Origin of the sequence: Mycobacterium numidiamassiliense (genome assembly GCF_900157365.1) — a bacterium.
GTDB classification, from domain to species: domain Bacteria; phylum Actinomycetota; class Actinomycetes; order Mycobacteriales; family Mycobacteriaceae; genus Mycobacterium; species Mycobacterium numidiamassiliense.
The window spans coordinates 2361626-2387699 of sequence record NZ_FUEZ01000004.1; the positions used below are offsets into that span (position 1 = coordinate 2361626).

A 26074-nucleotide genomic window follows, 5' to 3' on the forward strand; every position below is an offset into this window, starting at 1 on the left:
GTTCAACGTATTTCCGAATGAAGACCGTTTACCTAGATCCGACGACGACATAGCAGTCCGGAGTCGCGCGCCCGAAGTATTTCGTGGTGGCGCCGTTGACGGCTTCGGCCTTGTGGGCGAGCTTCTCACCGATGCTCATTGCGGCTTGCTTTCGTGGTCGGCGACGACAGACCGCGACTGCGGGCTGACCGGGGTTGGTTGCCGACCCCGCGACCAGCGACCGAGGAGGGGAAACTTGTTGCGGCGGATCGTAGTCACTTGCGAGTTCACCGGTTCGCCTGTGGCTGCGCCGACCTGCTGGTGCTCGAGCAGGGTGGCGCGGTCGCGGTTGGCAAACGCCGTTTCGCGTTGGGACCGGGCGAGGTCGCGTCGGGCTTCTCGGCCGCGGCCCGCAGTTCGCCGCGCGCCGGCCAGCAACACGCTCAATCCCAGCATCGCCACCGCGCCGATCACGATCCCGAACACGAACAGCGTGCCGGTCGACCCGGTCACGTGATAACCGAACACGGAGAAGCTCTCGGTCAACGTGTGCGCGGGCCCCGCATTACCAAGCACACCGGCTATCGCGACGATCACCGCGACAACCAATACAACTAATCCAACGATGACCATGGTTTCTGTCCTTTGGGATGCGCTGCATGATGTCATTAGCGTCCAATCCGCTAATAACTGCGACGCTAATGGCTTCTTGCGGGCAGCCAACAAAGTCGAAAGACACATAGTAGGGAGCCCATGGTCCCTGGGGCCGGAGGCGCGGGATACATAGCACCCGGCTGATGGCGTTCGATCCAGACATTTCGAACCCGCTCAGCTAGATCTCAATCCGCGAACCCATGACTACCGTGCGGTCGGGGGGCAGACCGAAGTAGTCGGCGGCGTCGGCGGTGATGTAGGAGGTCGCGATGAACAGTTGTTTGCGCCATCGCGCCATGGTCGGCGCCGTGCCCTTCGTCAGTTCCAGCTTGGACAGGAAGTACGAAGCGTCGTCGACTGTGATCATGCCTTCAGTCTCCGCCGGGTCCAATAGGCGAAGCACGCCAAGGATATCCGGCTTTTCCATGTACCCGAAGTGCGCGGTGAGATGGATGAGCCCGTCCTCGGCATAGCCGAGAGCATCGATTTCCGTCCGTTCGGAGTCTGGTACGCGGGGCACGGGCAGCGTGTCGATCGCCATGCTCACCACGTGCTCATGAAGCACGCGATTGTGCTCGACGTTGGCCCGCATTGCCAGGGGCGTGGTCTCTTTTCCGCGGTTGAGGAATACTGCCGTGCCGGCGATGCGCAGCAATGGCGGCTGACGGTCGGCGAGATGATCGACGAACTCACGCAGCGGCCCCTCCGCCTGCTCCCGGGCCCGGGTGACAATCTCTTGGCCGCGCTGCCAGGTGGTCATGACGGTGAACGCGACCACGGCGATCAGCAGCGGCAACCACGCCCCGTGGACCAGTTTGGTGAGGTTTGCGGTCAGGAACATCAGATCCACTAGCAACAGGAAGCCGGCGCCGATCACAACCAGCCACAGCGGAGTCCGCCACCTCGTCCGGGCGATGTAGAAGAACAGCAGCGTGGTGATGGTGATCGTGCCGGTGACGGCCATGCCGAACGCATAGGCCAGCGCCGCCGAACTACGGAAGGCGAACACCAGGATGAGTACCGCGACCATGAGTAAACCGTTGATCCAAGGCACGTAGATCTGGCCGATCGTCGATTCCGACGTGTGGGTTATTCGCAATCTCGGCAGATAGCCGAGGCGAGCGGCCTGCGATGCCACCGAATAGGCCCCCGTGATCACCGCCTGAGACGCGATAACCGTTGCGGCGGTTGCCAATAGCACCATGGGCAACTGTGCCCAGCCCGGGGTGAGCAGGAAGAACGGGGCGCTCACGGCGGACTCGTCACCTAACACGAGCGCTCCCTGGCCGAGATAATTGAGAGCGCAGGCCGGCAGCACGAGAAATAGCCAGCCCCACGTGATGGCCCGCCGACCGAAATGGCCCATGTCCGCGTATAGCGCCTCCGCGCCGGTGACCGAAAGCACGACTGCGGCCAGGGCGAAGAACGCGATATCGAAGTGACTGGACATGAATGCCAGCGCGTAGGTCGGCGAGAGCGCCTTCAGGATTTCCGGATGGCCGATGATGCCTTTCACCCCGCAGGCACCGATCGACGCGAACCAGACGATCATCACCGGCCCGAACAGCCGACCGACAGTGGCCGTGCCGTAGCGCTGAACCGCGAACAGCACGAAGATAATCACCGCCGTGATCGGGACGATCCAGTCACCGAGCGAGGGCTGGACGACTTTGAGACCCTCCACCGCCGATAGCACCGACATCGCGGGCGTGATCATGCTGTCGCCGAAGAACAGCGCGGCGCCAAAGATGCCCAGCGCAGCCAGCGTCGCGAGGGTGCGCTCCCGCTGCGCCCCGCCCCAGCGCCGCAGCAGCGTTATCAGCGCCATGATGCCGCCCTCGCCATCGTTGTCGGCATGCATCACCAGGGTGACGTAGGTCAGCGTGACGATGGTCATCACCGACCAGAAGATCAGTGACACGATGCCGTAGATGTTGGCGGTGTTGAGCGGCACCGGATGCGGGTCGTCGGGGTTGAAAACCGTCTGGATCGTGTAGATCGGACTGGTCCCGATGTCGCCGAAAACGACCCCGAGCGCGGCGACAACGACGCCGAGGCGAACGGCCCGAACCGCTTCCGGGACGCCGACCGTGCTAAGCGGTGCGGCAGTCTCTGAACTCGTGTCCACGGTGAGATCCCCGTTCAGCAGAACCGCACCTTAGTTATTGCGCGATGAGACGCGGTATCGACGGTGGCGGCGCGCGGATAAATCCTAAACTGGCGACGACCGTTCGCGCCCAGTTGGCGCTCCAGCGTTCACCAGTTGGTCGATGCGGTCACATGTCGAACCTTCCGCCCATGCAGCACGCCGACGAGTTAGGTTGTCCACGACGAAGACGCGGCGTGGAAAGGTGCTCGCATGTCCAACCATTTCACCGGCCTGAGTCTCGGCCCGCCGCTTGGCGATCAGCGCCTCGACTTGTGCGACCTGTACGCGTTCCAATCACCGACGGACAGCTCGCGCACCGTCCTGATCCTCAACGCCAATCCGAACGCCGACGCGCTGCATCCGGACGCCATCTATCGGTTGGCCATCGACACCGACGGTGACCTGATCAACGACATCGCCTTCAGCTTTGTGTTCGCCGCCCCGGTGGACAGCCGGCAGACGGTCGACGTGTTCCTGGCCCGCGGCGAAGAGTCCCGCTCACCCGAGCCCGTCGGCGAGCAGATCTTCACCGATGTCGAGGTGGCGTTTGGGGCGCAGCCGAATGTGGCCACGGCCGGCGACATCAGCTTCGCCGCCGGTGCCCGCAGCGATGCCTTCTTCTTCGACTTCGACGGCATCAAGAACCTGTTCGACACCAGCGGCAAGCGCAATTTCACCGCGCCTCACCTCGCCGAACTCGGCGGCAAATCGCCCTGGACCGGCCAGGACTCGAACACCGTGGCCAACGTCTGCTCGATCGCGATCGAGCTGCCCACCAGCACGCTCGGCGCGAGCGGGCCGATCCGGATCTGGGGCCGTTGCAGCCTACGCGAGAACGGCACCCTCAACCACGTCGACCGGGCCGGACACCCATCGGTCAGCAGTTTCTTCAACACCGACGACACCAAGCTGGAGTACAACGCCAGCGAGCCCCCGGACGACTGGGACCGGTGGCTGGACCGGTTCGTCCACCTCATGGGTCACACCGGCGACTACACGCGCGACGAGATCGCCGCCATCGAGAAAGAGGGCACGCTGCCCGACATGCTGACCTTCGACCCAGCCAAACCGGCGCGGTACCCGAACGGCCGGGTGTTCACCGACGATGTCATCGACTACCGGCTGGCGTTCCTCACCAAGGGCGAATGCCCGCCGTCGGGGCTCTCCCCACACACGGACACCCTGACCGAGTTCCCTTATCTGGGTCCGCCGCACGGGCACGGGTAGCGTCGGATCGGTGATCGCAGCGCAGCGTGAATTCGACATCGTGTTGTATGGGGCCACCGGTTTCGTCGGCAGGCTGACCGCCGAATACCTGGCCCGCGCCGGCGCCGGAGCGCGGATCGCGCTGGCCGGTCGGTCGACCGAGCGACTGCTCGCTGTTCGCGACACTCTCGGCGATGAGGCACGGTCCTGGCCGGTGCTGGCCGCCGACGCGGCATCGCCGTCGAGCCTCAACGAGATGGCCGCCCGCACCCGGGTCGTCGTGACGACGGTCGGGCCCTACAACCGTTACGGAATGCCGCTGGTCGCCGCCTGCGCCGCGGCGGGCACCGACTACGCGGACCTGACCGGCGAGGCGATGTTCATCCGCGAGGCCATCGACCTCTATCACAAGCAGGCCGCCGACACCGGCGCCCGCATCGTGCACTGCTGCGGGTTCGATTGCGTCCCCTCCGACATGACGGTGTACGCGCTCTACCGCGCGGCGCGCGACGACGGCGCCGGCGAACTCACCGACACCGCCTACGTCGTGCGCGCGCTGTCCGGCGGGCTATCTGGCGGCACCATCGCGTCGCTCATGGACGTAATGGACGCCTCGTCCAGCGACGCCGAGGTCCGCCGCCAGCTTCTCGACCCGTACACGCTGAGCACCGACCGCGCTGCCGAACCCGAACTCGGTCCCCAGCCCGACCAGCCGTGGGGGCGGGGCAGCCAGATCGCTCCGGAACTGGCCGGACTGTGGACGGCCGGCTACCTGATGGCATCGATTGACACTCGAATTGTGCGCCGCAGCAACGCATTACTCGACTGGGCCTACGGCCGTCGGTTCCGCTACAGCGAGTACATGAGCCTGGGATCGTCGCCGGCCGCGCCGGTGGCGTCCGCGGTGCTGGCCGGGTTCGGCAACGCGGCGTTCGGGTTGGGCAGCCGTTACTTCCGGCGGCTGCCGCGTCGGCTGCTGGACCGCATCGTCCCCAAGCCCGGCACCGGCCCCGGCCCGGCCGCGCGTGAGCGCGGCTACTACCGCATCGAGACCTACACGACCACCACCAGCGGTGCGCGTTACGTGGCGCGCATCGAACAACAGGGCGACCCCGGCTACAAGGCGACCTCGGTGCTGTTGGGGGAGTGTGGCCTGGCGCTGGCACTGGATCGTGACAAACTCTCCGAGCTGCGGGGCGTGCTCACGCCCGCGGCGGCGATGGGTGAGGCCCTGCTCGACCGCTTGGGGCCCGCCGGAGTCTCGCTGCGCACCGAGCGGCTGAATTGAATCCAGGTACCCCAACGGCTTTCGGTCGGCGGTACATGGGAATAGTGTGAGAGTCCGCTCGTACCCACACCCCTGCAATCGAGGTGGACATGCCGATGGCCGGTCTCGACGATCTCTATGCCCAGATTCCGACGTCTGAAATCGCAGGCAAGCTCGGGGCCGATGAGGGCGAGGTCGACTCGGCGGTTCATACTCTGGTGCCTGCGCTACTCGGCGGTCTGCACCAGAATTCGGCAGACCCCGAGCACGCCAGCAGGATTGAATCCGCTGTGCACGCGCAGGCCGCCGAGAGTGACGGTCATCAGGCAATGGCGACGCTTTTTGGTGGCAATGACGCGGATCAGGTCGCATCCGCGCTGGCCACCGGGGGAGCGGGAAACAGCGATCTGATCAAGCAGCTGTTGCCGATCGTCCTCCCGATTGTGCTGGCGTACATAGGTAAACGGCTCTCCGGTGGTCCTTCGCCGGCGAAGGAAGAAGCATCCTCGGGCGGCCTGGGCGAGGTGCTGGGCAACATCCTCAAGGGGAGCGGGGGCGACAAGTCGCTCGGCGACATCCTGGGTGGATTGCTGCATGGCAAGGGTGGCGGACTCGGTGACATCTTGGGCGGCTTGCTCGGGGGCAAAAGGTAACTCTGGGGCCACGAGGCCGGACCCACCGCTTCACCTGCGAATTCGGGCGCTTACACGCGGGTAAATACCGCTCCCTAGAATTGACCGGTGACCGCCAGTCAGAACTCCGCCGCCGACCTGCCCAAGTCGTGGGATCCGGCCGCGGTCGAGGGCGCGATCTACCGGACGTGGGTGGACGCCGGCTACTTCACGGCCGACCCGGCCAGTGCCAAGCCGGGGTACTCGATCGTGCTGCCGCCGCCGAACGTCACCGGCAGCCTGCACATGGGTCACGCTCTCGAGCACACGATGATGGACGCCTTGACCCGCCGCAAGCGCATGCAGGGATACGAGGTGCTGTGGCAGCCCGGCACCGACCACGCGGGCATCGCCACGCAGAGCGTGGTGGAAAAGCAGCTCGCGATTGACGGCAAGACCAAGGAGGACTTCGGCCGGGAGCTATTTGTCGACAAGGTCTGGGACTGGAAGCATGAGTCCGGCGGCGCCATCGGCGGCCAGATGCGACGGCTGGGCGACGGGGTGGACTGGAGTCGCGACCGGTTCACCATGGACGAGGGCCTGTCGCGGGCGGTGCGGACCATTTTCAAGCGGCTCTACGACGCCGGGCTGATCTATCAGGCCGAGCGACTGGTCAACTGGTCGCCGGTCCTTGAGACGGCCATCTCGGACCTGGAAGTCAATTACATCGACGTCGAAGGCGAGCTGGTCTCGTTCCGATACGGCTCGCTGGACGACTCGCAACCCCACATCGTGGTCGCCACCACCCGGGTCGAGACGATGTTGGGCGACACGGCGATCGCGGTGCATCCCGACGACGAGCGCTACCGCGACCTGGTCGGCACCACGCTGCCCCATCCGTTCGTGGACCGTCAAATGCTTGTCGTCGCCGACGAGCACGTCGACCCCGAATTCGGCACCGGCGCAGTCAAAGTCACGCCCGCCCACGACCCGAATGACTTCGAGATCGGGCTACGCCACAACCTGCCGATGATCTCGATCCTGGACACCAAGGGCCGCATCGAGGACACCGGAACGCAATTCGACGGCATGGACCGCTTCGAAGCCCGGGTCGCCGTGCGCGAGGCTCTGGCCGCGCAGGGCCGGATCGTCGAGGAGAAACGCCCTTACCTGCACAGCGTCGGACATTCGGAGCGCAGCGGCGAACCGATCGAACCCAGGCTGTCGCTGCAGTGGTGGGTGCGGGTGGAATCGCTGGCCAAGGCCGCCGGTGATGCAGTCCGCAACGGGGACACCGTGATTCACCCGGCCAGCCTGGAGCCGCGTTGGTTCGCCTGGGTTGACGACATGCATGACTGGTGCATCTCACGGCAGCTGTGGTGGGGCCACCGCATCCCGATCTGGTACGGGCCGGACGGCGAAAAGGTGTGCGTCGGGCCGGATGAGGCGCCGCCGGAGGGCTGGCAGCAGGACCCCGACGTGCTCGACACGTGGTTCTCTTCGGCGTTGTGGCCGTTCTCCACCCTGGGCTGGCCGTCGCAGACCCCGGATCTGGAAAAGTTCTATCCGATAAGCGTTTTGGTGACGGGGTACGACATCCTGTTCTTCTGGGTCGCCCGGATGATGATGTTCGGCACATTTGTCGGGGGCGACGACGCGATCACGCTCGACGGCCGTCGCGGCCCGCAGGTGCCCTTCACCGACGTCTTCCTGCACGGGCTGATTCGCGACGAGTTTGGCCGCAAGATGAGTAAGTCGAAGGGCAACGTCATCGACCCGCTGGACTGGGTGGAGACGTTCGGCGCCGACGCGCTGCGGTTCACCCTGGCGCGCGGCGCCAGCCCCGGCGGTGACCTGTCCGTCGGCGAGGATCATGTGCGGGCGTCACGCAACTTCGGTACCAAGCTGTTCAACGCCACTCGCTTCGCCTTGCTCAACGGCGCACGGCTGGCGCCGGTGCCGCCGGAAGCCGAGCTCACCGACGCCGACCGGTGGATCCTGGGACGGCTGGAAGAGGTTCGCGGGGAAGTCGATTCGGCGTTCGACAGCTACGAGTTCAGCCGAGCCTGTGAGGCGCTCTACCACTTCGCGTGGGACGAGTTCTGCGACTGGTATGTCGAATTGGCCAAGACGCAGCTCGGCGACGGACTCACGCACACCACCGCCGTGCTGGCCGCGGCGCTGGACACCCTGCTGCGGTTGTTGCACCCAGTGATCCCGTTCATCACCGAAACCCTGTGGCAGGCGTTGACGGGCGAAGAATCGCTGGTGATCGCCGAGTGGCCGAAGCCCTCCGGCATAGTTCTGGATCAGGTTGCCACGCAACGGATTACCGACATGCAGCGGCTGGTCACCGAGGTTCGCAGGTTTCGTAGCGATCAGGGTCTGGCCGATCGGCAAAAGGTGCCGGCCCGGTTGGCCGGCGTCGAAGAGTCCGATCTGGGCACTCAGGTGTCCGCGGTGACGTCGCTGGCGTGGCTCACCGCTCCGGGCCCGGACTTTCGCGCCTCGGCGTCGGTGGAGGTGCGGCTGAGCGGCGGCACCGTGGTCGTCGAGCTCGACACCTCGGGCACGATCGACGTCGCCGCCGAACGCCGCCGCCTGGAAAAGGACTTGGCCGCCGCGCAAAAGGAATTGGCATCGACCGCCGCCAAATTGTCCAACGCGGACTTTCTGGCCAAGGCGCCTGAACATGTCGTCGGCAAGATACGCGACCGTCAGCGGCTGGCACAGGAGGAGACCGATCGGATCACCGCCAGGCTGGCTGGGCTGCAATGACTTTCGAGCCCGAAGAATGGGAGCCGGTCACCCTGACGGCGCCCACACCGGACGAGATCGCGTCCTTGCTGCAGGTCGAACACTTGCTTGATCAGCGCTGGCCCGAAACCAAAATCGAGCCGAGTCTGACGCGCATCAGCGCACTGATGGACCTGCTTGGCTCACCGCAGCTCGGCTATCCGTCGATCCACGTGGCGGGAACCAACGGCAAAACCTCGGTGGTGCGGATGATCGACGCGCTGCTGACCGCGCTGCAGCGACGCACCGGCCGGACCACCAGCCCCCACTTGCAATCGGCGGTCGAACGCATCGCGATCGACGGAAAGCCAATCAGCCCAGCGCAATACGTGGACACCTACCGCGAGATCGAGCCGTTCGTGCAGATGATCGACGCGCAGTCGCAGGCCGCCGACGGGCCCGCGATGAGCAAGTTCGAGGTGCTCACCGCGATGGCGTTCGCGGCATTCGCCGACGCGCCCGTCGAAGTCGCCGTCGTCGAGGTCGGCCTGGGCGGGCGCTGGGACGCTACCAACGTGATCAACGCGTCCGTAGCGGTCATCACCCCGATCGGCGTCGATCACGTCGAATACCTTGGTGACGACATCGCCGGAATCGCCGGCGAGAAGGCCGGCATCATCACCAAAGCCCCTGAGGGTGCACCGGATACCGTCGCCGTCATCGCCAAGCAGGTGCCCGAGGCGATGGAAGTGCTGCTGGCCCAGTCGGTGCGCGCCGAGGCCGCGGTTGCCCGGGAGGACTCCGAGTTCGCGGTGCTCGGCCGGCAGGTCGCCATCGGTGGGCAGCTCCTGGAACTGCAGGGCCTCGGCGGGGTGTACTCCGATGTCTTCTTGCCGCTGCACGGCGAACACCAGGCGCACAACGCCGTGCTGGCGCTGGCGGCCGTGGAGGCGTTCTTCGGCGCCGGCGCGCAGCGTCAGCTCGACGTCGACGCTGTCCGCGCCGGCTTCGCTGCGGTGAGCAGCCCCGGCCGCTTGGAGCGGATGCGCAGCGCCCCAACGATTTTCATCGATGCCGCACACAATCCGGCTGGTGCGGCCGCCCTGGCGCAGACGCTGGCCGACGAGTTCGACTTCCGGTTCCTGGTCGGGGTGCTCAGTGTGATGGCCGACAAGGACGTCGACGGCATCCTGGCCGCGCTGGAGCCGGTGTTCAATTCCGTGGTGGTCACTCATAACGGGTCGCCGCGGGCGCTCGACGTCGAGTCGCTGGCGCTGGTGGCACAGCAGCGGTTCGGGCCCGACCGGGTGCTGACGGCCGCGAACCTGCGCGACGCCATCGACGTCGCGACCGCGCTGGTGGACGACGCCACCGAGGCCGAAGGCGCCGATTCGTTCTCCGGCACCGGGATTGTCATCACCGGCTCGGTCGTCACGGCCGGCGCCGCGCGCACCTTGTTCGGCCGTGATCCGCAATGAGCGAGCAGTCCGATCGCAGCGATGGCCCCCAGAGCCCGCCGGCGTCCGATCCCTGGAAGAGCTTTCGCGGCGTGATGGCCGCGACGCTGTTGCTGGAGGCCATCGTGGTGCTGCTGGCGATACCCGTGGTCGGCGCCGTCGGCGGCGGCCTGAACGGGGTATCGCTGGGCTACCTGATCGGGCTGGCGGTGTTGCTGCTGTTGCTCGGGGGGCTGCAGGGCCGGCCCTGGGCGATCTGGGTGAACCTGGGCGTTCAGCTGATCGTGCTGGGCGGTTTTGCGATCTATCCCGGGATCGGATTCATCGGCGTGCTGTTCGCCGCGTTGTGGGCCATGATCGCCTACTTGCGCGCCGAGGTCCGGCGGCGGCAGGACCACGGGCAGTCACCGCCGGGCTGATCGGCGTATGGTTCTGTACGCTGTGCGCCGTGACTGAACGGACCCTGGTACTGGTCAAGCCCGACGGTGTTGCGCGCCGGCTGATAGGCGAGGTCATCAGCCGCATCGAGCACAAGGGCCTCACGATTACCGCGCTGGAGCTTCGCAACGTCAGCCAAGAGCTGGCCGGCAAGCATTACGCCGAGCACGAGGGCAAACCCTTCTTCGGGCCGTTGCTCGAGTTCATCACGTCGGGACCGGTGGTGGCAGCAATCGTGGAGGGGCCGCGAGCGGTTGCCGCGTTTCGCCAGCTTGCCGGCGGCACCGACCCGGTGGAAAAGGCCATACCCGGCACCATTCGCGGAGATTTCGGGCTGGAAACCCAGTTCAATCTGGTGCACGGGTCTGATTCGACCGACTCGGCAAAGCGCGAGATCGCGCTGTGGTTTCCCGGCGTTTAGCCGCGCGGTCCCGACCCCGTTTTTCCCGCTTGAAGCTCAGGGTCGCTTGGGCACCGATAGTGATGTGGGATACTGACTGCGGGTGAACGTCGCCGGACTGGCTTCAGACACTCGAATGAAGACTTAGACAAGCGCCACCATCGCCAGCTCGCGATGTTGCGCGGCATGTCAGGCCGACATTCAGCACGGCGCCGAGTGGGTTCAACATGGGCCGCTCGGGGCGAGACCATCAGAAGCCCGGGAGAAGTGACCCGGGCACATAGCGAAGCCCTCGCGTGGCCGCGTCGAAATGACGCGCCCGGGGGCTTGAGGAGAGTACGTGATAGACGGTGGCCCAACTTCAGATCCACGGCAGGAGCCTGTCCAGGCCGAAGACCTGCCGGACCGGCTGAGAGTCCACTCGCTGGCCCGGGCGCTGGGAACCACCAGCAAGCGGGTGGTGGACGCGCTGACCGCACTCGACGGGCGCGTCCGCAGCGCACAGTCCGGCGTGGACTATGAGCAGGCGATCCAGGTCCGCGACCTGCTGTCGGCCCGGCCCCCGGAAGAACTGGTGAGCGCGGTCAGCCACGCGACGGGCGCCACGAGCGATTCTTCATCGGAGTCGCCGATCGAGCGGCCGGCCTACATGCCGCTGTTCGTCGCACCGCAACCGGTTGCGCCGAAGATCGAGATCGGCGCCGACGACGTCGATGACCCCGATGACGTCGACGATTCCGATGGCGACGACGAGGACGACGAGCAGGTCGATCGGCCGGCCAACCGGCGGCGCCGCCGTGGCCGGCGCGGTCGCGGCCGTGGACGCGGCGAACAGGGCGGGTCCGACGGCCTGGGCGAGGCCAGTGACGACGACTCGGACGACGACGACTCGGACGACTCCGACGACGCCGACGGCGGCGACGACGAGAACGGCTCGTCGGAGGCGGGTAATCGGCGCCGTCGCAGGCGTCGCCGTCGTAAGTCGGGATCCGGAGACGACAATGGCGAGGCTCCGTCGCCCGACGATCCGCCGAACACGGTGGTGCACGAGCGGCCACCCCGCGGTAGGTCCGGCGGCTCCGGCGATGGCGGCGGCTCGAGCAACGCCGAGATCAAGGGCATCGACGGCTCGACGCGGCTGGAGGCCAAGCGGCAACGCCGCCGCGACGGGCGCGATGCCGGACGGCGCCGCCCGCCCGTCTTGACCGAGGCGGAGTTCCTGGCCCGGCGCGAGGCCGTCGAACGAGTGATGGTGGTGCGCGACCGGGTTCGTAGCGAGCCCCCGCACCCCGGCGCCCGCTACACCCAGATCGCTGTCCTCGAGGACGGCATCGTCGTCGAGCACTTCGTGACCTCCGCCGGTTCTGCGTCGTTGGTGGGCAACATCTACCTCGGGATCGTGCAGAACGTGCTGCCCTCGATGGAGGCCGCGTTCGTCGACATCGGTCGCGGACGCAACGGCGTGCTGTACGCCGGTGAGGTCAACTGGGAAGCCGCCGGACTGGGCGGGGCCGAGCGCAAGATCGAAAAGGCCCTCAAACCCGGCGATTACGTCGTGGTCCAGGTCAGCAAGGACCCGGTGGGTCACAAGGGCGCGCGGCTGACCACGCAGGTGTCGTTGGCGGGCCGCTACCTGGTCTACGTGCCGGGTGCCTCGTCGACGGGGATCAGCCGCAAGCTGCCCGACACCGAGCGTCAGCGGCTCAAAGAGATCCTGCGCGATGTGGTACCGGCGGACGCGGGCGTGATCATCCGTACCGCGTCCGAGGGCGTCAAAGAGGACGACATCCGCGGCGACGTCACCCGCCTGCAGGAGCGCTGGGATCAAATCGAGGCCAAGGCGGTCGAGGTCAAGGGCAAGGCCGCCGGTGCGGCCGTCGCGCTCTACGAAGAGCCGGACGTGCTGGTCAAGGTCATCCGCGACTTGTTCAACGAGGACTTCGCCGGGCTGATCGTTTCCGGCGACGACGCCTGGAACACCATCAACGAGTATGTGAATTCGGTTGCGCCCGAGCTGGTTTCGAAGTTGAACAAATACGAGCCCGCGGCCGGTTCCGATGAGCAGCAGGCCGGGCCGGATGTCTTCGCGGTGCATCGCATCGACGAGCAACTGGCCAAGGCGATGGAGCGCAAGGTGTGGCTGCCGTCGGGTGGCACGCTGGTGATCGACCGGACCGAGGCGATGACGGTGGTCGACGTCAATACCGGGAAGTTCACCGGGTCGGGCGGCAATCTCGAGCAGACCGTCACCAAGAACAACCTCGAGGCGGCCGAGGAGATCGTGCGTCAGCTGCGGCTGCGCGACATCGGCGGCATCGTCGTCATTGACTTCATCGACATGGTGCTGGAATCCAACCGGGATCTGGTGTTGCGCAGGCTGACCGAGGCACTGGCGCGCGATCGCACCCGCCATCAGGTGTCCGAGGTGACCTCGCTGGGCCTGGTGCAACTGACCCGCAAGCGGCTGGGCACCGGCCTGGTCGAGGCGTTTTCCACCTCGTGCCCGAACTGCGGCGGCCGCGGCATCCTGCTGCACGGCGACCCGGTCGATTCCACCTCGGCGCCCGGGCGTAAGTCGGAATCCGGCGGTCGGCGCAGCAAGCGATCAAAGAGGGGTCGCTCCGAGGAGGCCGCCGAGCAGCCCGTGGTGGCCAAGGTGCCCGCCCACGCTCCCGGCGAGCACCCGATGTTCAAGGCGATGGCCGCGGGCTCATCCGGCACGACCGATCTCGCCGACGACGAGGCCGACGAGTCCGATGTCGAATCGGCCGACGAGACCGAGGAGCAGACCACAGCTCAGGGTTCCGCCGACTTGGCGGACACGGACTCCGAAGACGTCGAGGACGCCGACACTGATGACGTCGACGAGGACGACTCCGACGAGGACGACTCCGACGATGACGACGACGAAGACGACCTCGACGATGACGACCTCGACGATGACGACGAGGACGAGGACGAGGACGAGGATGACGACGACGAGGAAGACGACGACGACCTCGATCATGATGAGGACCTCGACCTCGAGGACGAGGATCTCGACGACGAGGACGAGGATTCCGACGACAACTCCGTCGGCGCCGAGGCGGGTTTCGGACGTCCGCGCCGGCGGCGCGCGGCAGGCCGGCCGGCGGGCCCGCCGATCCACACGGATTGATCCGCGGCACGCCCGAAGTGCCGGTTTGACCCTGTAGCCGCTGGTCACGTACCCTTGGACAGTTGTCGTCAGGCTGAGGAATCTCACCGGTGACAGGCGGGAACGTTATCCCGCTCCCCAGACCCACCACGCGCACCGCAGTTGCATGCGCGCGGAAGACGCGAGAAAGAGCAGGAGCAACGATGGCGACCTACGCAATCGTCAAGACCGGCGGCAAGCAGTACAAGGTCGCCGTCGGGGACGTGGTCAAGGTCGAGAAGCTCGAGTCCGAGCCGGGGTCGAACGTGTCCTTGCCGGTCGCCCTGGTGGTGGACGGTGCCAAGGTCACCACCGATGCCGCCGCGCTGGCCAAGGTCGCGGTGACCGGCGAGGTCCTCGAGCACACCAAGGGCCCCAAGATCCGTATCCACAAGTTCAAGAACAAGACCGGCTACCACAAGCGTCAGGGACACCGTCAGCAGCTGACGGTCCTCAAGGTCACCGGAATCAAGTAGCGGAGGCGACGAAATGGCACACAAGAAGGGCGCTTCCAGCTCGCGTAACGGGCGCGATTCGAATGCGCAGCGGCTGGGAGTCAAGCGATTCGGCGGCCAGCTCGTCAAGGCCGGCGAGATCCTGGTCCGCCAGCGCGGCACCAAATTCCACCCCGGCACGAATGTGGGCCGCGGCGGAGACGACACGTTGTTCGCCAAGGAGACCGGCGCGGTCGAGTTCGGGGTCAAGCGCGGACGCAAGACCATCAGCATCGTCGCGGCCGGGCACACCACCGACTGAGCGCCGCGGGTGCGCATTCACCCGTGATTAAGGGGAGCCCCGATGCCTCGGTTTGTCGATCGGGTCGTCATCCACGCGCGGGCGGGTTCCGGCGGTAACGGCTGCGCCTCGGTCCATCGCGAGAAATTCAAGCCGCTCGGCGGCCCCGACGGCGGCAACGGCGGCCGCGGCGGCAGCATCGTGTTCGTCGTCGACCCTGCGGTGCATACCCTGCTGGACTACCACTTCCGGCCGCATGTCACCGCGCCCAATGGCAAGCAGGGGATGGGCAATAACCGCGACGGCGCCGCGGGCTCAGATCTGGAAGTCAAAGTTCCCGACGGCACGGTTGTGCTCGACGAAAACGGGCGAATGCTGGCCGATCTGGTCGGTGCGGGCACCCGTTTTGAAGCCGCAGCCGGCGGCCGCGGCGGGCTGGGCAACGCCGCGTTGGCCTCGCGGGCGCGCAAGGCCCCCGGGTTCGCGTTGCTGGGCGAACCGGGTGACGTGCGTGACCTCACTCTCGAACTCAAGAGCGTCGCCGATGCCGGCCTGGTCGGTTTCCCCTCGGCCGGAAAGTCGTCGCTGGTCTCGGTGATCTCGGCGGCCAAACCGAAGGTCGCCGACTACCCGTTCACCACGCTGGTTCCCAACCTCGGCGTGGTTTCGGCCGGTGAGCACACCTTCACCGTGGCCGACGTGCCCGGTCTGATCCCTGGAGCCTCGGCCGGCCGCGGCCTGGGCCTGGACTTTCTGCGGCACATCGAGCGGTGCGCGGTGCTGGTGCATGTGATCGACTGCGCCACTGCGGAACCGGGCCGCGACCCGATCTCTGACATCGAGGCGCTGGAAGCCGAACTCGCCGCGTATACGCCGACGCTGCAAGGGGACGCGGCGTTGGGCGACCTGGCCGAGCGACCCCGTGCGGTGGTGCTCAACAAGATCGACGTGCCGGAAGCCCGTGAACTCGCCGAATTCGTCCGCGATGAGATCGCCGAACGCGGCTGGCCGGTGTTCCTGGTGTCGACGGCCACCCGGGAGGGCTTGCAGCCGTTCATCTTTGGGCTGTGGAAGATGATCGAGGCCTACAACGCCGCGCGGCCGACGCCGGTGGCGCGACGGCCGGTGATCCGCCCGGTCCCGGTGGACGACAGTGGCTTCACGGTCGAACCCGACGGCCAGGGCGGTTTCCTCGTCAGGGGCGCGCGACCCGAACGGTGGATCGGCCAAACCAACTTCGACAACGACGAGGCGGTGGGGTATCTCGCCGACCGGCTGGCGCGTCTCGGTGTCGAGGACGAGTTGCTGCGGCTGGGCGCGGAATCCGGGTGTGCGGTCACCATCGGCGCGATGACGTTCGACTGGGAGCCGCAGACGCCTGCGGGGGTCGACGTCACGATGACCGGCCGCGGTACCGACGTGCGGCTGGAACGCAACGAGCGCATCGGCGCCGACGATCGCAAGGCCGCCCGGCGCCGTCGCCGCGAACACGGCGACGACTCGTGAGCGCACATCGCGACGCCATCCGGACGGCGCGCAGCATGGTCGTCAAGGTCGGCACGAACGCGCTGACCACCTCGTCCGGGGTTTTCGACGCCAGCCGGCTGGCTGGACTGGCGGAGGCCATCGAGGCGCGGATGAAGGCGGGCACCGACGTCGTCATCGTATCCTCGGGTGCGATCGCGGCCGGCATCGAGCCACTCGGATTATCCCGTCGCCCAAAGGATTTGGCGACCAAGCAGGCCGCCGCGAGTGTCGGTCAGGTGGAGCTGGTCAACTCGTGGAGTACGGCCTTCTCGCGGTATGGCCGCACTGTTGGCCAGGTGCTGCTGAGCGCGCACGACATTTCCATGCGGGCCCAGCACACCAACGCCCAGCGCACCCTGGACCGGTTGCGCGCTCTGCACGCGGTGGCGATCGTCAACGAGAACGACACGGTGGCCACCAATGAAATCCGGTTCGGCGACAACGATCGCCTGTCGGCGTTGGTGGCCCACCTGGTCGGGGCCGAGGCTTTGGTGCTGCTCTCCGACATCGACGGGCTCTACGACTCCGATCCGCGAAAAGCCAAGGGGGCCCGCTTCATTCCCGAGGTGTCGAGCACGGCCGATCTCGTCGACGTAGTCGCGGGCCCGGGCAGTGCGCTGGGTACCGGGGGAATGGAGTCCAAGATGTCGTCGGCATTGCTGGCCGCCGACGCCGGCGTGCCGGTGCTGCTTGCCGCCGCGTCCGACGCCGCGACCGCGCTCACCGACGCGTCGGCGGGCACGGTGTTTGCCGCTCGGCCGCAACGGATGTCGGCCCGCCGATTCTGGGTGCGCTACGCCGCGGACGCGGCCGGTTCACTCACCCTCGACGAGGGCGCTGTGCGCGCGATCGTGCACCAGCGTCGTTCGCTGCTGGCCGCGGGGATCACCGGGGTGTCGGGCCGGTTCTACGGCGGAGACGTCGTTGAATTGCGCGGACCTGACGCGACCATGGTGGCTCGCGGTGTGGTTGCCTACGATGCGACCGAGCTTGCCGGCATCATGGGCAGGTCCAGCTCCGAGCTGCCGGGGGAGCTACGCCGGCCCGCGGTGCACGCCGACGACCTGGTTGCCGTGTAGGAGTCAGTTCGCAGTCTTGAGATAGCGTTCGACCACCCGGACCGTTTCAACCTGCGTCGCAGTCCCAACCCGCACCTGGGCTTCGGCGGCGGAGGAGTGCACTTTTGTCTGGGTGCACACGTGGCCAGGGCCCAACTGCGCGCCATCTTCGCTGAGCTGCTTCGTCAGCTGCCCGACATCCAGGCCGGTGATCCGGCCTGGGTCGCAGGCAACTTCGTCTATGCCGTGCACCTTTTAGTGCAAGGACGTTGTTGTCCGCGCCAGCTCGTTGGCCAGCAGCACCAGCAATTCCGAGCACCCACCGTCGACTTTGACGGTCGCCAGGTCGTCGCCGCGCGTGCGTCCGCGGTTGACGATGGCGACTGGGATGCCGGCCGCGGCGGCGTGACGCACAAACCGATAGCCGGAGAAGACGGTCAGCGACGAGCCGGCGACCAACAGCGCCCCGGCGTGATCGATGAGTGAATACGCCTGGGCCACAGTCTCTTTAGGAACGTTCTCGCCGAAATAGACGATATCGGGCTTGAGCATGCCGGTGCAGCGGGGGCAGTCGAGATACCGGAACGATGCGGTATCGGCGACGACGGCGTCGGCGTCGGGAGCCACGGCCAGGCCGCCGATCGCCTGGGCGCGTTCGAGGAATCCAGGGTTGAGCTCCTCGAGCCGTTCGGCCAGCGCGGTCCGGCTCATGGTGTGGCCGCAGTTCAGACAGACCACTTGGGCATAGGTGCCGTGCAGGTTGATGACGTTTCGGCTGCCTGCCTTGGTGTGCAACAGGTCGACATTCTGGGTGATCAACCCGGTGACCACCCCGGCATCTTCCAGCGCGGCCAGCGCGCGATGGCCCGCATTGGGCAGGGTGTCGTCCATATGTCGCCAACCGACGTGATTGCGTGCCCAATACCGTTGCCGGAACACCGGATCCGAGGTGAACTGGCGGATGGTCATGGGGTTGCTCGGCGGCGAGTCCGGACCACGATAGTCGGGAATGCCGGAGTCGGTGGACATCCCGGCGCCCGTCAGCACCGCGATACGGCGTCCAGCCAACAGCGCGACCAACTCCGGCGATTCGGCGCAGCGTGTGGTCACATCTTCGAGAGTACGGACTGAACCGGTGTGGGTTTACGCCGCGAAGTCACCGACCGCGGTCATTTTGTTGCCGTCCCAGGCGGTGGCGAAGCCGCCTGCGGTGTATGCGCAGTTCAGGATGATTGCCCGGTGTGGTGGACTTTGCATCCACATGTCGAGGGCTGTGCTGGTAGACGCAGCGGATCCGGTTCCCCAGAAGACGATCTCACCCGAGTAGCGGGACCGGTAGCCCGCATCGGTGATACGTGCCTGCGGTGACGAGCCGTCGGAACCGATGTGGCCATTCACCCCGTTCCGCAGCATGTCGTTGGCGTGCCGCTCTGCGGCTGCTGTTAAACGCGGGTCGTCGCCGAGGACTCCGCAGGCCTCGCGAAGCTGGTTGACGCCGCTGTATATCGCGGTCCGCGGATCGTCCGCGCGCGCAGGGAAACCGGCAACGTTGTCGAGCGCCGTCATGAGAACAGCACAAATCGAGACGACGGCGACTTTTGCGACTTTGCGCCCCATATTGCCTCTTGCCATGCACTACTTTTCGGTCTTCGGCAACCAAACGTTACCGGTTTGTGACCATTGGGGACAGCAGGCCGCGGTCGTCGTGTGCCCAACTCGCAGCCGCTCGTTGCCGACTCGCAGCGAATCCGCCACCTCGTCGAGTCTAGGGCCGGTGCATGCTTATTTACACTGGTCGGGCGACAATGGAAGGGCGATGGACTTTTACAACAGCTACAGCCAGGGTTTTGTCCGCGTTGCCGCCTGCACGCACCGCACCACGATCGGTGATCCGGCGGCCAACGCGGCGTCGGTGCTGCGCCTTGCCCGCGACTGCCACGACGAGGGTGTCGGCGTCGCGATCTTCCCCGAGCTGACGCTGTCCGGGTACTCGATCGAGGACATCGTGTTGCAAGACCTCTTGCTCGACGATGTCGAAGCCGCCGTCCTCGAGATCGTCGCCGCATCCACCGATCTGCTGCCGGTGCTGGTTGTCGGTGCGCCGCTGCGCTACCGGCAGCGCATCTACAACACCGCCGTTGTCATCCATCGCGGCGCGGTGCTCGGTGTGGCGCCCAAGTCGTATCTGCCCACCTACCGCGAGTTCTACGAGCACCGCCAAATCGCCCCGGGTGACGACGAGCGGGGCATCATCCGCATCGGCGACATCGCGGCCCCGATCGGTCCGGACTTGTTGTTCGCGGCAACCGATCTCTCCGATTTCGTGCTGCACGTCGAAATCTGCGAGGACATGTTCGTGCCGATCCCGCCGAGCGCGGAGGCGGCGTTGGCGGGCGCGACGGTGTTGGCCAACCTTTCGGGCAGCCCAATCACGATCGGCCGCGCCGAGGACCGCAAGCTGCTCGCCCGCTCGGCGTCACTGCGTTGCCTGGCCGCCTACATGTATGCCGCTGCGGGAGAAGGGGAATCGACGACCGACCTGGCCTGGGACGGCCAGACGATGATCTGGGAGAACGGGGTGCTGCTCGCGGAATCCGAGCGCTTTCCCAAGGGCGCGCAGCGCGCGGTGGCCGACGTCGACACCGGGTTGCTTCGGTCCGAGCGGCTACGGATGGGCACCTTCGACGACAATCGCCGACACCATCGCCGCTCGTCGGAATCGTTCCGGCGCATCGAATTCCGTCTCGCTCCGCCGGCCGGCGACATCGGATTGCTGCGACAGATCGAGCGTTTCCCGTTCGTCCCCGCCGATCCGCAACGGCTGCAGCAGGATTGCTACGAGGCTTACAACATCCAGGTCTCCGGGCTCGAACAGCGATTGCGGGCGCTGAACTACCCCAAGGTCGTCATCGGGGTTTCGGGCGGGTTGGACTCGACCCACGCTCTGATCGTCGCCGCGCGCGCGATGGATCGCGAGAACCGGCCGCGCAGCGACATTCTGGCTTTCACATTGCCCGGCTTCGCGACCGGAGATCGCACCAAACGCAATGCGGTCGAGCTGTGCAGCGCCCTTGGCGTCACCTTCGCCGAAATCGATATCCGCGATACCGCGTCGCTGATGCTCAAAGAGATGGATCATCCGTTCTCGCAGGGTGACAAGGTCTACGACGTCACGTTCGAGAACGTCCAGGCCGGGCTGCGCACCGACTACCTGTTCCGGCTCGCCAATCAGCGCGGCGGCATCGTGCTGGGTACCGGTGACCTCTCCGAGCTCGGCCTGGGTTGGTCGACATACGGTGTCGGCGACCAGATGTCGCACTACAACGTCAATGCCGGAGTACCCAAGACACTGATCCAGCATCTGATCCGCTGGATCATCGCGTCGCACCAATTCGAATCACGGGTCGGCGCCGTGCTCCAGTCGGTGCTCGACACCGAGATCACCCCGGAACTCGTTCCGGCCGGTGAGCAAGAAGAACTACAGAGCAGCGAGGCGAAGGTGGGACCGTTCGCCCTGCAGGATTTCGCGCTGTTCCATGTCCTGCGCTACGGATTCCGGCCGTCGAAAATCGCGTTCCTGGCCTGGCATGCCTGGAGCGATACCGAACACGGCAACTGGCCGGCCGGATTCCCCGAGGACAAGCGACCGTCCTACACGCTCAAGGAGATTCGGCACTGGCTGCAGGTCTTTGTGCAGCGGTTCTATTCGTTCAGCCAGTTCAAACGCTCGGCGTTGCCCAACGGCCCCAAGGTGTCTCACGGGGGGGCGCTGTCGCCCCGTGGGGACTGGCGTGCTCCATCGGACATGTCCGCCCGCATCTGGCTCGACGAAATCGACCGCGAAATCCCCGAAGACTAGCGCTCGGCTCCGAGATCACCGCGAGCCTAACGTGACTGCGAGATTTCGGCCCTGAAGTCGCAGTGGGGTTAGGCTGGCGAAGCCCCGAGACCGCGAAGCCCCGAAACTAGCGCTCGTAGGTCCCGGTCAGCACGCCGCGGGCCAGCACCCGCCCGGCCACCGCGCCCAGCAGAGCCTTGGATGTGGTGACGCTGTCCGCTATGGGCTGGTCGATGGCGAACACGTGAAAGCGGTAGTGGTGTGGTCCGTGACCGGGGATCGGTCGCGGACCCGCGTACCCGCGATGGCCCAAATCCGCGCGGATGAACCGTATTCCGGCGGTTCCCGGCTGCAACGATCCCGTCGCGACGCTGTCCACCGTCGGGTCGATCACCGCGACGGTGTGCAGCAGCGGGCGCGGCAGCGGCACATCGACGTCATCGATGATCAGCACCACCTGCCGGGTTCCCGGCGGAAGTCGATCCCAACGCAAATGCGGTGACGTATTGTCACCCACGCCCTTGCCCGCACTCGACGCTGGCATCGCGCCGCCGTCGCTGAACGCCGTGCTGGTAACCGCGATCGAGTCCGGCGCGGCAAAAGCGCTGCCGGACAACGGGCTACGGTGTTCGTTGGAGCGGAACCGCCGCAACAGCCTGCCCAGTAGTGCCATTAGGCGCCGCTGCCCGCGCCGCGCATCGCCACGGCGCTCGAGCGCAGCAGGTCGCCGAGTTCGGCGGGCAGATAGCCCTGCGCCGCCAATCGGGGCATGACACCGCCACTTTCGATGATGTCGAGGATCAAGGCGGGCAGCTTGGGCACCGAACCCGCTGCTCCGGTGGTGTCGTTGTGCCAGGTGCCCGCGGTGAGATCGAAGGATCCTCTGTCGCCCTCGGTGAACACTGCGGTGGCGTTGGGCAGGGTCATCGCCGGCAGGCCGGCGTTCACGGCATTGCGGAAAAACAACGAGTTGAACTCCTCGGCGACGAGTCCGGCGACGCCGAGCTCGGTGAACAGGGATGCGACCGGGCGCGACGAACCGAGCCCGAAGTTCTTGCCGGCCAACACGATATCACCCGGCGATACCTCGTCGGTCCAGCCCGGGCGTACCTCGTAGAAGATGTGCTTGGCCGCCTCGGGGGGATCCATCTTCATCGCGAAGGCGGGATACATGGCGTCGGTGTTCAGGTTGTCGCCGAACACCCAGACCTTTCCGCTGAAAGCGACTGTCACGCCGCCACACTCCTCGGGTCGGTGATGTATCCGGTGATTGCCGATGCGGCGACGGTCGCCGGTGAGGCCATGAAAATCTCGGCCTCGGTGCTGCCCATGCGTCCGGTGAAGTTACGGGTGCTCGACGTGATGCACACCTCGCCCGCCCCGATCACACCCATGTGGTACCCGAAACACGCCCCGCAGGTGGAGTTGGTGACCACGCCGCCCGCATCGGCGATGTCCTGTAGATAGCCCCGCCGCATCGCCTCCCGGTACACGGCCTGCGAGGCGGGCGTGACCAGCAGGCGCACTCCCGGCGCTACGGTCTTGCCTCGCAACACCGCTGCGGCGATCTCAAGATCCTCGAGTTGCCCGTTCGCGCACGATCCGATGAAGGCCTGGTCCACCTTCTGGCGGCCCAGCTGCGAGACGGGCAGTCCATTGCGGCTGACGGTGCCCGGCCGCGCCACATAGGGCTCCAGCGCCGCCAGGTCGACGTGCCGGATGTCGTAGTAGTCGGCGTCGGGATCCGGTGCCGCCGCGGCGTACCCGGTGACGCCCGTTTCGTCGAGGAAACGGGCCAACACGTCGTCGGCTTCGAAGGTGCTGAAATCGGCGGATATCTCGGCGCCCTGGGTGGCGATGGTCCGCCGATCGTGCATCGGGATGCCGGCCAGTCCCGGGCCGCCGAATTCCAGGTTCAGGTTGGCCGCGTCGCCGTATTCGTTCGCGATGTGCAGAAAGATGTCCTTGCCGCTCACGGTGTTCGGTTTGACGCCATCGAGTTCATAGCGGACGGTCGGTGCGACCTGAAACCAGGTGGTGCCGGTGCACATCACCGAATACACCTCGGCGGGCCCCAGTCCGCGTGCGGCGGCGTTGTAGGCGCCTGCGGCGCAGGTGTGAGAGTCGGTGCAGGCCAGGAGTTCTCCGGGGCGGGCCAGCCCATTCTCGGCGATGACCTGGTGGCAGATGCCGTGCCGGCCGACGTCGTAGAAGCGTTCGATGCCGAAGTCGGCGGCGAATTTTCGGGCATGCGAGCCGCCCGCGGCGTCCTTGATGGTCGGTGCCGGGACGGCGTGGTCCATCACGATCGCCAGTTTGTCGGGATCGTGGATCCGGCTCGGCTGGATCCACATCGTGGCGAATTGCAGATCGATCAACACGGTCATGTCGACGTCCACGACGACGGTGTCGCCCGGCGCCACCGACCGCAGACCGGCTTTACGCGCAAAGATCTTTTCGATGATGGTCATGCCCATGATGGGTCCTTGCGTGCGTAGCGGATGTCGAGGTCCAGCCATTCGGCCATGCCTACCAGGTTGAAGAAGTCGGCCGGGCTGGTCGGCAGATGCGCGGCGGGGTCGCTGGCGTTGAGCTCGCAAAGGCTTTGCAGCATACCGAAAGTCGCGCGCATCAACAGGTTGCTGGGATGGATCGCGATCGCGTAGCCCCACTCCTCTAGCCGTGCTGCCGATTCCAGCGGGGTCATGCCGCCCAGCACCAGGTTGATCAGCAGGGGAGCGTCGACTTCGCGACCGATGCGCTCGATCTCGCTGGTGTCCTGGGGTGCCTCGACGAAGATGACGTCCGCGCCGGCCTGGGCGTATCGGTTGGCCCGCTCGATCGCTGCATCCAGCCCAAGGGGCGCGCGTGCGTCGGTGCGGGCCACGATGAGCAGGTTGTCGTCGGACCGGGCGTCCAGGGCGGCCGCCAGCGTCTGCTCGAACACGGCGACGTCGACCACCTGCTTGTCCGGCAGGTGGCCACAACGCTTGGGAAACACCTGATCTTCCAACTGGATTGCGGCCACTCCCGCGACGTCATAGGCGCGGACGGTGCGCACCACGTTCATCGGTGCGCCGTAGCCGGTGTCGGCATCGGCGATCAGCGGGATGTCGCCCAGTGCGTCCGCGATCATCCGCACCCGGTCGGCCATTTCGGTCGCGGTCACCAGTCCGATGTCGGGCAGCCCGAAGCCCGATGCAGCTACGCCGGCACCGGTCATGTACGCCGCGACGTGGCCGGTCCGTTTGGTCAGTTGTGCCGAGATGCCGTCGAAAACCCCGGGCGCGACGATGAGTTCGCGCCTATCCAACAGGTCGCGCAGCCGCTGACGAGCGGGTGTGGTAGTCATCTGAGTCCTTTCAGTCCAGCGCGCCGGCAACGGGTTGGTCGAGCAGATCGATCAGATCCACGATGTCGTCGAGGTTTTCGAGGCCAACCACCGCGCGGTCGATCGCCTCGGCGTGCCCGCGGTTGGTGACCCGGTCGGCGAGTGCGTGGAACTTCGCCACGAGTTCGTCGTTGGTCACCGGGTCGTTGGGTGCGCCGTGCGGCGCCACGACGCGGACTTGGTGTACGTCGCCGTTGCGGGTGGTCACCGAGACGTCGGTGCGAAAGCGCTCGGTGATGGGGGCTTGGGCCAGCGACTCGTCCAGATGCACCGAGGTGGCGTCGATCAGCGACCAGATGTCGTCGGAGTCCAGCCGGGCCTGGGTGAACTGGTCGGGCAATACGTTGCCGTCAAGCAGCGCCGCTGCGGTCGCGTAGCCGATATTCATCTGGGCGCCGATCGAGGTGAGCGGGCGCTCCGGTGTCCACCAGCCGTGTTTGTAGATGGTCTCGCCGACGGTGATGTCTACCTTCGAAATATCCTCGGGTGCAATGGTTTTCCGCAACTGCCTAGCCGCGTCTATCGCACCGTGTAGGCCGCCCATCGCCGCGTACGACTTGACCATGATGACGTTGGTCTCCCAGTGCCGGCCGAGCTGAGTGGTCAGCAGCGACGCGTCGGGATTGTGGCCCTCGCCGAAAACGCTGAGGTATCCGCCGTATTCACGCTCGAACACTCGCTTGATGCCGGTGTAACCCGCCGCGGCGAGCCCCGCGGCATAGAAGCCGTTGCGCGCCGCGAGGCCGTGGTGCATGCGTTTGCTCATGGCCTCGTACTGCGCCGCCATCAGCCCCGCCGACTGGGTACCGGCCAGGCCGAGGGCGTCCTCGAGCTGTCCGGGTGGCAGTCCACGCAGCTTGCCCGACGCCATGGCCGCCGAATGGGTGCCGAACACCGGTCCCGAATGCCAGCCGCGGTCGAGCATCTGGGAACCGTGCAGCGTGTAGCCGACCCGGGGGCCGACCTCGAAACCGGCGATCGCCCCGAGCAGGAGCTCAGCGCCCGTGGTCGTCGAATCCCGCACCGATGCCGTGGACAGCAGGGCCGGGATGAGCAGTGAGCAGCTGTGCAGCGGGGCCAGGGGATGGAAGTCATCGAGCTCGAAGCCCTGGATGAACGTCCCGTTGAGCACCGCGGCCGCGGGCGCCCCGGTCCTGTGACCGGTGCCGATGACCACGCTGTCGCCCGAGCCCTCCAAATCGAGGACGGCGGCGGTGGCGACGCGTGACCAGGGCAGTTGGGCACCGACCAGGGCGCAGCCCAGGCCGTCGAGCAACAGGTACTTCGCCCGCTCGACAACGGGCGCCGGCACGTCGTCGAGGCTGAGATCGGCGACCCAGCCGGCCAACTGCCCGGTCGGCCCCGCTGGATCGGTGGCGGTCTGCTGCGCCGAGGTCATCGGGTCTCCCTTGAATCATGATGTTGTTATATACATATAACAACTGAACGCGCA

General features: G+C 66.4%; 22 protein-coding genes and 1 pseudogene. 14 read left to right on the forward strand and 9 right to left on the reverse strand.

Going from position 1 to position 26074, the window contains the following annotated elements; all coding sequences use genetic code 11:
• Window positions 1–135: 135 nt before the first annotated feature.
• Window positions 136–612, reverse strand: a complete 477-nt coding sequence (locus MNAB215_RS19735) for a hypothetical protein (protein ID WP_077080304.1) — start codon at window positions 610–612, stop codon at window positions 136–138.
• 199 nt (window positions 613–811) lie between these two features.
• Window positions 812–2761: a potassium transporter Kup gene (locus MNAB215_RS19740; protein WP_077080305.1), complete on the reverse strand. Its 1950-nt coding sequence runs from the start codon at window positions 2759–2761 to the stop codon at window positions 812–814.
• A gap of 231 nt (window positions 2762–2992) precedes the next feature.
• Between MNAB215_RS19740 and MNAB215_RS19745 the strand changes: the two genes are divergently transcribed.
• From MNAB215_RS19745 to MNAB215_RS30290, 13 genes and pseudogenes are all read left to right on the forward strand, one after another.
• Window positions 2993–4009 carry a DUF4331 family protein gene (locus MNAB215_RS19745; RefSeq protein WP_077080306.1) on the forward strand — a complete coding sequence of 339 codons (1017 nt, stop codon included), beginning with the start codon at window positions 2993–2995 and terminating at the stop codon, window positions 4007–4009.
• A 10-nt stretch (window positions 4010–4019) separates the two neighbouring features.
• Window positions 4020–5276, forward strand: a complete 1257-nt coding sequence (locus MNAB215_RS19750) for a saccharopine dehydrogenase family protein (RefSeq protein WP_077080307.1) — start codon at window positions 4020–4022, stop codon at window positions 5274–5276.
• A gap of 95 nt (window positions 5277–5371) precedes the next feature.
• On the forward strand, window positions 5372–5908 hold the full coding sequence (locus tag MNAB215_RS19755) for a DUF937 domain-containing protein (RefSeq protein ID WP_077082171.1): 537 nt from the start codon (window positions 5372–5374) through the stop codon (window positions 5906–5908).
• Window positions 5909–5995: 87 nt separating this feature from the next.
• Window positions 5996–8644, forward strand: a complete 2649-nt coding sequence (locus MNAB215_RS19760; RefSeq protein ID WP_077080308.1) for a valine--tRNA ligase — start codon at window positions 5996–5998, stop codon at window positions 8642–8644.
• Window positions 8641–10080 (forward strand): bifunctional tetrahydrofolate synthase/dihydrofolate synthase, encoded by a 1440-nt coding sequence (folC, locus tag MNAB215_RS19765; protein ID WP_077080309.1) that lies wholly within the window; start codon window positions 8641–8643, stop codon window positions 10078–10080. Before MNAB215_RS19760 ends, folC begins: the two co-directional genes overlap by 4 nt.
• Window positions 10077–10478: a DUF4233 domain-containing protein gene (locus MNAB215_RS19770; protein ID WP_077080310.1), complete on the forward strand. Its 402-nt coding sequence runs from the start codon at window positions 10077–10079 to the stop codon at window positions 10476–10478. Before folC ends, MNAB215_RS19770 begins: the two co-directional genes overlap by 4 nt.
• Before the next feature lie 29 nt (window positions 10479–10507).
• Entirely contained in the window at window positions 10508–10918 is a 411-nt protein-coding gene (gene ndk, locus MNAB215_RS19775) for a nucleoside-diphosphate kinase (RefSeq protein ID WP_077080311.1), read from the forward strand.
• Between the two features lie 319 nt (window positions 10919–11237).
• Window positions 11238–14054: a ribonuclease E gene (rne, locus tag MNAB215_RS19780; protein WP_077080312.1), complete on the forward strand. Its 2817-nt coding sequence runs from the start codon at window positions 11238–11240 to the stop codon at window positions 14052–14054.
• 182 nt (window positions 14055–14236) lie between these two features.
• Window positions 14237–14548, forward strand: a complete 312-nt coding sequence (gene rplU / locus MNAB215_RS19785) for a 50S ribosomal protein L21 (RefSeq protein WP_067171206.1) — start codon at window positions 14237–14239, stop codon at window positions 14546–14548.
• Window positions 14549–14561: 13 nt separating this feature from the next.
• The gene (gene rpmA, locus MNAB215_RS19790; protein WP_077080313.1) at window positions 14562–14828 is read left to right on the forward strand and encodes a 50S ribosomal protein L27; all 267 of its coding nucleotides are present in this window, start codon (window positions 14562–14564) and stop codon (window positions 14826–14828) included.
• Window positions 14829–14870: 42 nt separating this feature from the next.
• Window positions 14871–16313 (forward strand): GTPase ObgE, encoded by a 1443-nt coding sequence (obgE, locus tag MNAB215_RS19795; protein WP_077080314.1) that lies wholly within the window; start codon window positions 14871–14873, stop codon window positions 16311–16313.
• A gap of 35 nt (window positions 16314–16348) precedes the next feature.
• Window positions 16349–17413: a glutamate 5-kinase gene (proB, locus tag MNAB215_RS19800; RefSeq protein ID WP_217348961.1), complete on the forward strand. Its 1065-nt coding sequence runs from the start codon at window positions 16349–16351 to the stop codon at window positions 17411–17413.
• A gap of 24 nt (window positions 17414–17437) precedes the next feature.
• A pseudogene (locus tag MNAB215_RS30290) lies at window positions 17438–17650 on the forward strand (cytochrome P450); the annotation flags it as partial.
• Here MNAB215_RS30290 and MNAB215_RS19810 read toward each other — a convergent pair.
• Together MNAB215_RS19810 and MNAB215_RS19815 are read right to left on the reverse strand one after the other, a co-directional pair.
• Complete coding sequence (locus tag MNAB215_RS19810; protein ID WP_077080316.1) at window positions 17648–18502, reverse strand: NAD-dependent protein deacetylase; 855 nt, start codon at window positions 18500–18502, stop codon at window positions 17648–17650. The pseudogene MNAB215_RS30290 and the gene MNAB215_RS19810 sit on opposite strands and share 3 nt — an antisense overlap.
• Window positions 18503–18535: 33 nt before the next feature.
• Window positions 18536–19009 carry a CAP domain-containing protein gene (locus tag MNAB215_RS19815; RefSeq protein WP_165691594.1) on the reverse strand — a complete coding sequence of 158 codons (474 nt, stop codon included), beginning with the start codon at window positions 19007–19009 and terminating at the stop codon, window positions 18536–18538.
• A gap of 199 nt (window positions 19010–19208) precedes the next feature.
• Between MNAB215_RS19815 and MNAB215_RS19820 the strand changes: the two genes are divergently transcribed.
• Window positions 19209–21251: an NAD(+) synthase gene (locus MNAB215_RS19820; RefSeq protein WP_077080317.1), complete on the forward strand. Its 2043-nt coding sequence runs from the start codon at window positions 19209–19211 to the stop codon at window positions 21249–21251.
• A gap of 106 nt (window positions 21252–21357) precedes the next feature.
• Here MNAB215_RS19820 and MNAB215_RS19825 read toward each other — a convergent pair whose 3' ends face one another.
• From MNAB215_RS19825 to MNAB215_RS19845, 5 genes are read right to left on the reverse strand one after another with little or no spacing between them, the layout of a single operon-like run.
• Window positions 21358–21903, reverse strand: coding sequence for a YbhB/YbcL family Raf kinase inhibitor-like protein (locus MNAB215_RS19825; RefSeq protein ID WP_077080318.1), 546 nt, complete (start codon window positions 21901–21903; stop codon window positions 21358–21360).
• Window positions 21903–22463, reverse strand: a complete 561-nt coding sequence (locus MNAB215_RS19830; RefSeq protein ID WP_077080319.1) for a LeuD/DmdB family oxidoreductase small subunit — start codon at window positions 22461–22463, stop codon at window positions 21903–21905. The genes MNAB215_RS19825 and MNAB215_RS19830 overlap by 1 nt, the downstream gene beginning before the upstream one ends.
• Window positions 22460–23707, reverse strand: a complete 1248-nt coding sequence (locus tag MNAB215_RS19835) for a 3-isopropylmalate dehydratase large subunit (RefSeq protein WP_077080320.1) — start codon at window positions 23705–23707, stop codon at window positions 22460–22462. The genes MNAB215_RS19830 and MNAB215_RS19835 overlap by 4 nt, the downstream gene beginning before the upstream one ends.
• A complete protein-coding gene (locus MNAB215_RS19840) occupies window positions 23698–24582 on the reverse strand; it encodes an isocitrate lyase/PEP mutase family protein (RefSeq protein ID WP_077080321.1) in 885 nt (294 codons plus the stop codon). The genes MNAB215_RS19835 and MNAB215_RS19840 overlap by 10 nt, the downstream gene beginning before the upstream one ends.
• A 10-nt stretch (window positions 24583–24592) precedes the next feature.
• The gene (locus MNAB215_RS19845; protein WP_077080322.1) at window positions 24593–26020 is read right to left on the reverse strand and encodes an MmgE/PrpD family protein; all 1428 of its coding nucleotides are present in this window, start codon (window positions 26018–26020) and stop codon (window positions 24593–24595) included.
• Between the last annotated feature and the right edge of the window lie 54 nt (window positions 26021–26074).